Raw genomic sequence first — 12,029 nt, 5'->3', positions numbered from 1 at the left:
CATGGCGATTCGTTACCCTCTGCCCTACGCCTTTGCCAAAGCGCACACCCTGCTGTTGGAGGACAACGGCGAGTCGCTGGTGCTGCACCACACGCCGGACACGCCCCACAGTGCCCTCAGTGAAGTCACCCGCTTGTTCGCGGTGGATGATGTGCAGTGGAGCGAAACCGTCCCGCTGGCCCAGCGTTTGGCCGAAGCCTACGCAGGCGGAGAAGGCAGTGCGGCGGCGGTGGTGGGCGAGGTGGAGAACGCGGTCGATTTGTCCCGTCTGATGCAGGAGCTGCCGGCGGTGGAAGACCTGCTGGAAGCCTCCAACGATGCGCCCATCATCCGCATGCTCAACGCCTTGCTCACCCAGGCGGCGAAGGATGGGGCCAGCGACATTCACATCGAGCCCTACGAGCGTTCGTCGAGTGTGCGTTTTCGCGTGGATGGCACGCTGCGCGAGGTCGTGCAGCCGAACAAGGCGCTGCACGCGGCGCTGATTTCGCGCTTGAAAATCATGGCCGAGCTGGACATCGCCGAAAAGCGCCTGCCGCAAGATGGCCGTATCTCTCTGCGCATCGGGGGCCGGGCGATTGATGTGCGGGTGTCCACCCTGCCGGGTGTGCATGGTGAACGGGCGGTGCTGCGCTTGCTGGACAAGAGCGAAGCCAAGTTCTCGCTGGAAGGTTTGGGCATGGACGGCGTCGTGCTGGCCGAGTTCGATCGGTTGGTTCACCAGCCCCACGGCATCGTGCTCGTCACCGGCCCGACGGGCTCGGGCAAAACCACCACGCTGTACGCCAGCCTGGGGCGCTTGGACACCTCGACCACCAACATCCTGACCGTCGAAGACCCGGTGGAGTATGAACTGCCGGGCATCGGCCAAACCCAGGTCAACGCCAAAATCGAGCTGACGTTCGCCAAGGCCCTGCGCGCCATCCTGCGCCAAGACCCGGACGTGATCATGATCGGCGAAATCCGCGATTTCGAGACCGCGCAGATCGCCATCCAAGCGTCGCTCACCGGCCACTTGGTGCTGGCCACCCTGCACACCAACGACGCGCCCAGCGCCGTGACGCGCTTGATCGACATGGGCGTCGAGCCCTTCTTGCTGAGTTCCAGCCTGTTGGGGGTGTTGGCGCAGCGTTTGGTGCGCAAGCTGTGTCCGCACTGCAAGCGCCAGGATGCGCAGGGCCGCTGGCACGCCGTGGGTTGCCCAGAATGCACCATGAGTGGCTACAAAGGCCGCACGGGGGTGTACGAGTTAATGACGGTGGACGCCACCGTGCAGGGGCTCATCCACGGCCAGGCGGCTGAAAGCGAGATCACGGCGGCGGCGGAGCGGGCGGGTTTCAAAACCATGCGCGAAGATGGCGAGCGCTTGGTCGGATTGGGCATCACGTCCATGGAAGAAGTGCTGCGCGTGACGCGCGAGTGAGGTTCAGCCCATGCCGGCCTACAAGTACGAAGCACTCGATGCGGGTGGCAAAACCCGCACCGGGCTCATGGAGGCCGACAACGCCAAGGCCGCCCGCAGCGGGTTGCGGGCCCAGGGGTTGGTGCCGCTGACGGTCACCCAGGTGCAGCCGCAGGGCGAGCGGGCGGGGGGCTGGCAGTGGTCGAGCCGGGTGTTTGGCGCGGCCGCGCTGACGGTGTGGACGCGGCAATTGGCCGGTTTGGTCGGTTCCGGTTTGCCGCTGGAGCGGGCCTTGAGCGCGCTGGCCGATGAAGCGGAAGACCCGCGCCAGCGCGAGCTGGTGTCGCACCTGCGCAGCGAAGTCAACGCGGGTCATCCGTTTGCGCGGGCCATGGCCTCTGCGCCGCGTGAATTCGACGAGGTATACCGCGCCGTGGTGGCCGCAGGGGAGGCCAGTGGCGCCCTCGGGGCGGTGCTGGAACGCTTGGCCGACGATTTGGAGGAACAGCAGGCGCTCAAAGCCAAGGTGCTGGGGGCGATGCTGTATCCCGCCATCGTGTCGGTGATTGCTTTGGTGATTGTGGTGTTCTTGGTCACCTACGTGGTGCCGCAGGTCGCTTCGGTGTTCGCCACCGGCAAACGCACCCTGCCCGCCCTGACGGTGGCGATGTTGGCCATCAGCGATTTCGTGCGGGCCTGGGGCTTTTATGCCCTCGGGTTGACGTTGATGGGTTTAGGCGCGTTCGGCCACGCCCTCAAGTCTGAGGGGTTTCGGCGCCGGGTGGATGCGGCCATGTTGCGCTTGCCGCTGTTCGGGCGGCTGGCGCGGGGCTACAACTCAGCCCGGTTCGCAGGGACCTTGGCGATGCTGGCCGGCTCTGGCGTGCCCATCCTCAAAGCCCTGCAAGCCGCCGCCGAGACCTTGGGCAATCGCGCCATGCGTGCCGATGCGATGGAAGCGTTGGTGCAAGTGCGCGAAGGGGTGCCTCTGGCGTCGGCGTTGGCGAGCAAACCGCGTTTTCCGGGGTTGCTGGCCATGTTTTCCCGCCTGGGTGAGCAAACCGGCCAGTTGCCCGTGATGCTGGAGCGTGCCGCCAAACAGCTTGGCGGTGAGGTTCAGCGCCGCGCCATGGCGTTGGCCACGCTGCTGGAGCCCTTGCTCATCGTGGCGATGGGGGTGGCGGTGATGCTGATCGTGCTGTCGGTGCTGCTGCCGATCATCCAACTCAACACTTGGGTGAAGTGACCCCCCTATATATAGGGGGGTATTTACGTGTCGTTGCAGTTGTAACGCCTGGGGGCGAGTGGCGTCAATATCGCAGCTCAGGGGCTGGTTAGACTGGCCTCATCCCGCTCTTCCTGCTTACAGGTGGCCACCATGACGACGACACAAGTTTCCCCGATTCGACTTTGGGCGCTCAGCGCCGGTTCCGCACTGCTGATGGGCGCAGCGCCGTGGGCGTTGGCGCAAACCCCGGAGCTGGCCGAAGCCACGACGGACGGCAGCGGCGGCACGGTGGTCTACGACGACACCAAAGTGTTGTACGAAGGCGAAGCCACCGAGGGCTACACCTTGCGCGCCGGGGTGTACTTGGCGGAGGTGATCAGCACGGGCTCGGGGGTCAAAGTGTCGTGGTCGGGGGTGAAGTGCCCGGGAGCCTCAGAGACCAAACACTACCGTAACCTGTGCGTGGCCACCAATGCGCGACCGACGTTCAACGTGAGCAACCCCTCGGCGGAATGGAAAGGGGACGAGCACGTACGCATCATCCTGACTCGCTTGAAGTCGGATGTGACCGACGTGGCACCCGGCTTTGTGGTGGTTGACGACAACCACGCCTTGCAGGAAGGCGCTTCGCGCAGTTACACCCTCAACGCTGGGGCCTATCGGGCGGAAGTGGGCAGCAACGCCCGGGGGGTTTCTGTGACCTGGGAGGGCACGAGCTGCGCGTCCTACTCGGAGAGCAAGAACTACGTTGGTGCCTGCCAAGTGGTGGCGGGTGGCAAAGTCACGGTCACCAATCCGAGCGCCGAATGGAAGGGCACGGAAGATGTGAACGTGGTGATCAAGAAAGTGGCGTCGGCCACCCTGCCCAAGGGCACCGTGGTGGTGAACGAGGCGCAGACGCTCACCGAAACCACCAGCCGCACCTACAAGTTTGGCAAGGGCACTTACTGGGCCAAGATCACGGGCGTGACCAACGGGCTGCATGTGGCGTGGAGCAAGGCCGATTGCACGGGCAGCAACAACGCCATGGGCGGGGTGTACCAGTGCGAGAACATGCCCGCCGGGGGCTACCTCAAGATCACCAACCCGGCCTTGCCGTGGTGGAAGGGTGACGAGAACATCCAGATTTTGGTGAAGAAGGTCAACTGATCGACCGGATTCAGCGCCGGGCAGTGGCGCGCACCACCGCGCCGCGCACTTCAAACCGCACTTGGGCCAGCACACGCTGGCCCGATTCGTCTCGGAGTTCCAGCACATGATGGCCCGGCCAAGGCGCCCACGGCCAGCCTGCCGGGGTGCTGCGGCCCAGGCGTTTCCCATCCAGCCACCATTCGCCGGCGGCGCCTTCCAACAAAATGCGCTGCACCCGAGGGGGGATGTCCGGGTCGAGCGCGAACACGCTGCCATCGACCGGGCTTCGAATGCCAAACGCTTCGCGGTGAGCCGACGCTTTGACCTGGGCGTTGGGCAAATGATGCCGAGGTTCTGTTCCCGCCAACAGGGCGGTGGGTTGCACCTCACCCCCGGCCACAGGCAAAGGCCAAGTCACCACCCCTGCCGGTGAACGGGGCGCCCGGGACGGCGTTCTGGCATGCAGCGCTTGCACCAAGGTGCGCCACACCGGCGCGGCCCCCGTCACCCCGCTGACGTGGCGCATCGGTGCGCCGTTGGCGTTGCCCACCCAGACGCCCACCGTGTAGCGGTCGGTGAAACCGATGCACCAGTTGTCACGCATGTCTTTGCTGGTGCCGGTTTTGACGGCGGCCCAGCCGCGTGTCACCAAGGGGCTGTCGAAGCCAAAGGTCAGGGCGCGGGCGGTGTTATCGGCGAGGATGTCGGCCACCAACCAGGCCACCGCCGCAGGCATGACGGTGTACGGCGCAGGCGCCCGGCGTGCAGCGGGTGGGGCCAGCAACTGCCAAGGCGCCCAGCGTCCGTGGTTGGCCAAGGTTCGATAGGCATTGGTGAGGTCGGCCAGCGTGACTTCTGCGGTGCCCAGCGCCAGTGCGTGCCCATGGAAACCCGCCGTGTGCGACAGCGCCAACCCCAGCCGGTTGAAGCGTTCGAACATCGCTTCGGGCCCCAGCATCGCCCCCACACGCACCGCCGGGATGTTGAGGCTGGACGCCAACGCGACCCGCGCACTCACCCAACCTTGGTAACGTTTGTTGTAGTTTTGCGGCAGGTACAAGCCTGCGCCTCCGGTGCCCAGTTGAGTGGGCTCGTCGTGCAGCAGACTGGCGGGGGTGAGCAAGTGGCGCTCGAACGCCAATCCATACACAAACGGCTTGAGGGTCGAGCCCGGTTGGCGGCGGGCTTGCACCGCATCCACAGCGGGCGCGCCGGCACCTTGGCCGATCGAACCCACCCAGGCCAGCACCGCGCCGCTGGTGTTGTCCAAAACCACCACGGCCCCATCATCGACCTCGCGTTGGCGCAGCGCCGTGAGTTGCTCGCGCAGCGCGGACAAGGCCAAGCGTTGCACATCCGCATCCAGCGTGGTGCGCAGCGCAGCGGGTGGGGTCGTGGTGGGCGTGGCTTGCGCTTGGCGCCATGCCAGTCGGGCGGCATGGGGGGCCAGTTGTTCACCCAGCGCGGGCACGCCTTTGCGGGCCAAGGCGTTGGCCGTCAACGTGGGCAACCCTCGGCAACGCTGCTCCCCCAGATCAAGCGGCGGCTTCACGGGGCTGCTGGCGCTGGTGCCGCGCTGGGTGGCCACCGTGGCCCCCGCCAAACTGCCCAGCAGCTCACAGGCCCGTGTGGCCACACGCTCCGCCGAAGCGTTGGGCGCACGCACCAAGGCGGCGAGCACGGCGGCTTCTTGAGCGTCCAAACCGCTGACGTGTTTGCCGAACAGGGTTTGTGTCGCCGCATTCACGCCCACCAGCTCACCGCGCAAAGGCACGAGGTTGAGGTAAGCCTCCAGCACATCCGCTTTGCGCCAACGGGCGTCGATCACCTGCGCGGTGCCCATCTGGCCGAGTTTCTGGCCGACGCTGCGCCCACCCCGTGGCCGCGCCAGTTCCTGATCGAGCAGGCCCGCCAACTGCATGGTGAGCGTTGAGCCCCCCTGCGTGCGTTGGTTGAACAGGTTGCGCCAAGCGCTGCGCGCCAGAGCACTCCAATCGACCCCGCTGTGTTCCCAGAAACGCCGATCTTCGCTGTGAACCAGTGCGCTCAACAGCGCTGGGGACATGTCTTCCAGCGCCACCCAGCCCAGGCGCCGGGCGCGTTCATCGACGCGCAAGGTCGCCAAAGGGCGACCTTGCCGATCCAGCACGGGCAGATCGGAAGGGCGGTAAGCCGCTTTGACTTCGGCAAAGCTGGGGACTTCGTCCGCGTGGACACCGCCCGCCAGCAGTGCCAACCCCAGGCCCACCAGCCCATGCCGCCAAGCCGCCCAGCCGCCCCGGGTGACACCCGAACCCCTCACTTGGGCGCCACCTCCAGCACGGCATTGGGCACTTCGGCGAAGGTGGCCGGGGCATACATGGCTTCAATGCGGCTCGGAGGCAAGGCAAAACGCCCGCTGTTGTTCAGCCGCACCGTGTAGCTGAACTGGTGTTTGCCGCGTGGCAGCCACTCCAGCACGCCACGCCAAGCTTCGGGCGCCCGCTCGATGTAGGTGAGTGCCGCGTTGCCGGCGCCGTCACCGGCTTCGGCGCCGCTGGCAGCGAGGAGGGCACTGTCGCGCCCCAAACCGTTGCCCAGCACGGTGGCCCCGGCTGGCAGCGGATCGCTCAGACCCACCCAGCTCATGTCGGCCCGCGCTTCGACATCCAGTTTGATGCGCAGCACATCCCCCCGGCTCCAACGGCCCGGCACCTGCTGCAACACAGGTTGCACGCTGCGGCGCAAGGTGTAGCCGGCGGACACCGGACTGGTCAGCGGCACCGCCGCCATCGATTGCACCAGCGCCCAAGGCTGGCCGTTGCCGTTGTGGCGCAGGTTCAAACTGCCCGTGCCGCCGGAAGGCCAAGGCAGCATCACCGTGCCGCCTTCGGGTTTGGCGCGCCAGTCCAGACGCTGCGCTGCGCTGGCCGTGCTCCAAGCCAACTCGGTGCGCCCGGCCACGGGCTGACGCTCAAAACGTCGGGCGAATTGACGCACCGCCAGCGTGCCCCAAGCGTTGGCCGTGGTGGTCAGCCAGGCCCCGCGCTGTTGGCGTGCCAGTGCGCCTTGCAGCAGCATGGGCAGATCGGCACGCCAGTCGGGTTGCTCCATCGCGGCCAGGATCAGGCGAGCGGCGTTGGCGTCCGGGCTGTCCATCAGCCACCACCACAGATCCGAGTCCTCGGTGGTGAAACGCAAGCTGGTGCTGGTGGCGACCAGACGGGCGCGCAGCAACTGGCCCGCCTCGGCCATCAGGCGTTCGCGTTCGGGAATGTCCTTGACCCGGCGCAGCAGGTTCCACCAGTCGATCAGCGCGGCGGTCGGCCACTGCGCGGGCACGATCTGGATCGACCCCAGTTGCCGTGCATAGGCTTGGTTGTGGCGCGACAGGGCTTCGAGTGCCGCCAGTTTGCGCACATCCAGGTCGGACTTGGGCCCGTAACTGCGGCGCTCCAGCCGACCTTCCACAAAGGCGGTCAGGCCACCGAGCATGCGCGTCAGTTCCTGCGGCGGCAGTGCTTGGCCGGACTCATGGGCCAGCGCCACCAGATACGCGGTGAGCCGGTCACTGCCACGCGCAGCGCTGCCTTCGGGCGGCGGATAGTAGTGGGCCAGCCCATCGTCATCCAGGTAACCCGGCAGATCGGCCACGATCTGCCGCCAAGCCGCCCCATCGGCCAAACCGACGGCGCGTGAGCTGCGCTGCTCCAGGCAACTGAACGGATAGGCTTCGAAGAAACGCTGCACGCCCGGCAATGCGCCGGCCAACGAGGGCTGCAACATCACTTGAACGCCGCCTCGGGCCACCTGCGTTTGGCCGGGTTGCAGCAACGCACCGCTGGGCAGCGTCATCGACAGGTTCACCCCCTCTGGGCCGATTTGCTGGAGCTGGGCCTGCCAAGCCTGCACCGGCACCGCCGGGAAAATGGGCAACTGGAGCGCGAGTTTGTCCTGGGCGCCGCTGCTGCGGTCTTTGGCGCTGAGGGTCCAGCGCAGCCGCTGGGCCCCGACGGGCACCTCGACCGGCCAGCCCACTTCCTGGGATTGACCCGCCGCCAACTCGATTTGGCGTGCCGCCAGCTTGAGGGTGGCCGGCGTGCCTACGCCTTCGACGGTGACTTGCGGCACGATGTCCAAACTCATCGGCTTTTGAGTGCCGTTGCGCACGGTGAAACCGGCTTCGAACTGATCCCCCTCGCGGGCGGCCAGCGGCAAGCCGGCCAGCAGTTGCACGTCCTGCGACACCGTCACGTTGGCGTGGCCGGTGCCGAAGCGGTCGGCCAGGGTTTCGCCGTCGATGGCCGCTCCGGCGGCATCGGCGATGGCCACGAAGCGGAAGCGTGTCAGCGAGTCGTTGAGCGGCACTTCCAGGGTGGCGCGGCCTTGCGCATCGGTGACCACATCGGGGCGCCACAGCAACAAAGTGTCGAACAGCTCCCGCGTCGGGTTCATCCCGCCGCCGCCGCCGGCGGGCAGGGCTTTGCGGCCATGGTGGCGCCGACCGATGATTTCACCCTGGGCCGTTGAAGTTTCCACACCCCAAGGGCGGGTGGTCATCATGGCGCCGAGCAAATCCCAGGTGGGGTTGTCGCGCAGGGCCAACAGGGCTTCGTCCACAGCGGCAAACGCCACATGGGCGCCGGCCACGGGGGTGCCGTTGCGTGTCACGTTCAGGGTGACTTTGGCCACCTGACGCACACCGTATTGGGCTTTGTCGGTCTGGACATCGACCTTCAGCGCATGGTCGGCCAGCCCGATTTTGAGCGAGGTTACCCCCAGCTTGAACGAAGGCTTGGCCAGATCGACCATGGCCGTGGGCGGTTGCCACTGCGGGTTTTCATGGCGCCAGGCGTTCCACCATTCGAGCGGGGTGCGCCAACCCCATTGGAAGAAGGAATACCAGGGCACTTCGCGCACCCGGCCCCGCACCACCAAGGCGCTGACGTAGACGTTGGGTGCCCAGCTTTGCACGGCATCCCGGCCACCGGGGATCTTCACCTCGATCACCGGACGATCCCCGGAGAGGGACACCACCTCCGTTTGCAGGATGCCCTCGCGTTCCACCGTCACCAGCGCTGTGGCTTGGCGGAACGGCATGCGCACTTGCAGGCGTGCGGTTTGGCCTGGTTGCAATTCGCGCTGTTCGGGCACGAGTTCGATGCGGTCGTCGTTGTCTTGGGGGAACCAGGTGTCGTTGCCCGGCGTGCTTACCCAGACGGTGGTGCCGGCTTGAGCCACGCGCCCGGCATCGTCGCGCACTTCGGCTTGCAGTTGCACTTGGCCGTTGGCTTTGAGCGGGGCTTCGCACTCGAACAGGCCGCGTTCGTCGCTCTTGCCTTCGCAGACCGTGCCCAAATCCTTGACTTCCTCGCGCTGGTCATAGGCGTAAAAACCACCGACCATGCGTTTGCGCGTGGTGATCCACTGCACCTGCCGGGCTTTGACCACCACCGGGTGCCCGCCGATGGCCTGGCCACGCGGGTTGATGACCACGGTTTTGACACGCGCCGAACTGCCGCTGGACGCCCACGATTGCGCCTGAATGCCCACCATGCGCGCCGCTGGCCACACGGGGATGTTGCGCGTCACGGTTTGCACTTCGCCGTTCGGGTCGTTGAACTCCAGTTCGGCCACCAACATCATGGGGCGTTGCACTGCTGGCAGGTTTTTGAGCTGCACGCGGGCACTGCCCTTGCCGTCGGTGGTCAGTGCCAGCCGGTCGGCCACGAGTTGCTGAGTGGGGTCGCTGTCTTCGGCGGCGTAGGTTTCGTCGGGATCGTAAAAATCCGACGTGCTCTGAGCCGGCAAAAATTGGTAACTGCTGTACGACTCCCAATCGGGTTCACGGGTGCGCAGCAGGGCCGACACGCGGCCCGGCGTTTTGGCCAAGCCCCCACCATTGCGCCAAGCCAAGGACACATCCAACGCCAAATCTTTGGGGGCGATCACGTCGCCAGTGGGGGGGCTCATGCGGGCATCCAGCACCGGCAAGCGAAACGCTTCCACCCGGAATTCGCTGGACCACCATTGCTGTTGCGAGTCCCCCTCGCGGCCCAGGCTGATTTGGTAGGAACCGAGTTTGGCGGTGGCCGGAATCGCCCATTGGGCCGAAGCGCTGCCATGTTTCCACTGCAAAGGCAGTTTGACCTCACTGCCGCCGGGGCCGTGAATCACCGCATGGGTGGGTAAATCACGCGGGGCGGGCAGCGACAGGCCGCGTGACGTGTCCACGCGGAAAAAATGCTTCATCGACACGGTTTCACCCGCACGGAACAAGGTGCGATCCAGCACCGTATGCACCCGTTCATCCAACTGGCTGCCACTGGCGGTGGGCAGATCGAAGCGCCAGGGCTCGACCCCATCGTGCCAATCGCTGAACATGAAGGACAGGTCGGTGCGTCCGGCGGCATCGGTTTTGCGGGCGGTGACGAACCAAGCCCAGCGCATCAGGCAATCGTTGTGATCGTCATTGAAGCCGCGTGGGATGTGGGCCACGCCGCGCTCGTCGGTTTGCCCTTGCCAGACGGTGTGGCCTTGGCAGTCGTTCACCGCCACCTGGGCGCCGGCCACGGGGCGGGCGCGATCCAGCGAAGTCACCCACACCAGGCTGTTTTCCCGGCCTTTTTTGAAGTGAACGCCCATTTGCGTCACCAAAACGCCGGTGCGTACGTACATCGGGGCGGCCTTGGCGAGCAGCGATTTCCCAAGCAATTTGGATTCGACTTCCACCAGGTGGTAACCGTTGTCCGTGAGGGGCAGGCCCATCACTTCGGTGAGGTTTTTCTCGGCGGGGGAGGAGGCGCTGCCACTGGGTTCGGGCGCAGCCGTGCTGGGCAAGGTGAGTTTGCGCGTGTCGGTTTCGCGGGTCAGCAGCGAGACTTCGCGTGAGGCAACTTCCGGCTGGTTCCCGCCCGGTGGGATGCGGCCCATGGAGGCGGGCACGCCGGCTTCTTTCGGGCTGAGGGTGCTTTCGTGGAATTTTTGCAGGCGGGCCATCCACTGGAGCAACTGTTCATCGGGCACGCTGGCATCCAAGCGCTTGACGCGCACGGTGCCACCGCCGCGCAAGTCGGCCTGCACATGGCGCACGGTGATGGGCAGCACCGTGTCCGGCCCGGCTTCCAAAATGCCAAAGGGTGCGGCGGCGAATTTGGCCAGCGGCGGCATGGCCCCCGTGGCCACCCCCAACGGGAAGCTGCTGGCGTTGGCCAAAGCTCGGCCAGACTCGTCCTTCAGCCCCGCCGGCAACACCAGTTTGAAGCGGGTGGACACCGGCAAAGGCGATGGAAAGTGCAGCTCGCTGACCGTGTTGCTGGGGCCGCTGCTGCCGGTGTCATCTTGCAAACTCGGCGCCAAAGCGCCGCCGCCGCCTTCGGGCACCAAGCGCACGGCCAGGGCCAGTTCGCGGGGCACGTTGGCGTTGAAACTCAGGCGGATCGGGCGCAAGGGCATGCAGGGCGCTTGGGCGCGTTCGCGTTCGCAGCTCATGGAGGCTTCGAAGCGCTCCCGAACCGTCCAATTGCGCACATCTTGCGCACGGTTGATCAAACTGGTTTGGCTGGAAGCGGCAATGCCCGTCCCCCACACCAGCCGCACTTTGCTGCCCGGCGCGAAAGGCCGGTCACACGCCAGCATCAAGGTGCGATCGGCCACAGCGGCCAATTGGTAGCGTTTGAGCAACGCCTCACGCGGGGCCCCCGTCACCACTTGGAGGCCGATGCGATCCCCCACGCCCTCTTGCTCGCACCAAGCAAAACGCCGCACCGATTCAACCGAAGCCGGCCCCGTCAAGCGCACCAAGAAGTTTTGCTGCTCCTCAATCGCTTGGTATTCCCCCGGCCAGACCTGCGCCAGCGCGGGGCCACCCGTGCTGAAAGTGAAACGGGTGTTGCCTTCCAGTTTGAGTTTGCCGCTGGGTTGCAGCTCGCAGCGGCTGCCGGCCCCCAAGGGTTGCTCTAGGTCGAACACCCACTGCTTTTTGAAATTCCAATAGCCACTGCCGCGCACCTCTTGGCCGTTGCAGCGCAGCGTGAATGGGGCGGGGGCGCGCAGATCATCACCGGGCAGATCGGCCCCTTCGAAGGCGACGCGCACTTCGCGCACATGAGGCACCTCACCCTGCGGGGTGACGCCCGTGACCTTGGCCGCCCACGTACTGGACGCCAGCGCGGCCAGCCCCCATGCGGCGAGGTGTTGCAGTGCATGCAGTGCGGTGGTGCGGCGAGTACCCATTGTCTGTTTCCCCCATCTTCTGCTCGCCGGTGGACGGCGCTGGCGGCAGTGTAG

At 66.1% G+C, this 12,029-nt stretch carries 5 protein-coding genes; 3 read left to right on the top strand and 2 right to left on the bottom strand.

The genetic code is table 11. From position 1 onward, the window contains the following. The first annotated feature begins 1 nt into the window (after window position 1). The 3 genes from gspE to VITFI_RS15770 all read left to right on the top strand — a co-directional run bounded on the left by gspE (window position 2) and on the right by VITFI_RS15770 (window position 3,779). Window positions 2-1,423: a type II secretion system ATPase GspE gene (gene gspE, locus VITFI_RS15780; RefSeq protein WP_089417797.1), complete on the top strand. Its 1,422-nt coding sequence runs from the start codon at window positions 2-4 to the stop codon at window positions 1,421-1,423. A gap of 10 nt (window positions 1,424-1,433) precedes the next feature. Then, window positions 1,434-2,648 carry a type II secretion system inner membrane protein GspF gene (gene gspF, locus VITFI_RS15775; RefSeq protein ID WP_089417796.1) on the top strand — a complete coding sequence of 405 codons (1,215 nt, stop codon included), beginning with the start codon at window positions 1,434-1,436 and terminating at the stop codon, window positions 2,646-2,648. 132 nt (window positions 2,649-2,780) lie between these two features. Continuing rightward, window positions 2,781-3,779, top strand: coding sequence for a hypothetical protein (locus VITFI_RS15770; RefSeq protein WP_157725723.1), 999 nt, complete (start codon window positions 2,781-2,783; stop codon window positions 3,777-3,779). Between the two features lie 10 nt (window positions 3,780-3,789). Here the strand turns inward: VITFI_RS15770 and pbpC are convergent, their stop codons facing one another. Both pbpC and VITFI_RS15760 read right to left on the bottom strand, forming a co-directional pair. Then, window positions 3,790-6,063, bottom strand: coding sequence for a penicillin-binding protein 1C (gene pbpC / locus VITFI_RS15765; RefSeq protein WP_089417794.1), 2,274 nt, complete (start codon window positions 6,061-6,063; stop codon window positions 3,790-3,792). Next, window positions 6,060-11,975: an alpha-2-macroglobulin family protein gene (locus tag VITFI_RS15760; RefSeq protein WP_089417793.1), complete on the bottom strand. Its 5,916-nt coding sequence runs from the start codon at window positions 11,973-11,975 to the stop codon at window positions 6,060-6,062. Before VITFI_RS15760 ends, pbpC begins: the two co-directional genes overlap by 4 nt. Between the last annotated feature and the right edge of the window lie 54 nt (window positions 11,976-12,029).

Source organism: Vitreoscilla filiformis, from assembly GCF_002222655.1.
Taxonomy (GTDB): Bacteria; Pseudomonadota; Gammaproteobacteria; order Burkholderiales; family Burkholderiaceae_C; genus Ideonella; species Ideonella filiformis.
Note: the sequence above shows the minus strand (reverse complement) of the source record. Positions and strands in the feature narration are given on the sequence as shown.

What these genes read in the sequence shown, in the direction of transcription:
- gspE (WP_089417797.1), top strand. Translation starts at nt 2, where the DNA reads ATGGCGATTCGTTACCCTCTGCCCTACGCCTTTGCCAAAGCGCACACC.
- gspF (WP_089417796.1), top strand. Translation starts at nt 1,434, where the DNA reads ATGCCGGCCTACAAGTACGAAGCACTCGATGCGGGTGGCAAAACCCGC.
- VITFI_RS15770 (WP_157725723.1), top strand. Translation starts at nt 2,781, where the DNA reads ATGACGACGACACAAGTTTCCCCGATTCGACTTTGGGCGCTCAGCGCC.
- VITFI_RS15760 (WP_089417793.1), bottom strand. Translation starts at nt 11,975, where the DNA reads ATGGGTACTCGCCGCACCACCGCACTGCATGCACTGCAACACCTCGCC.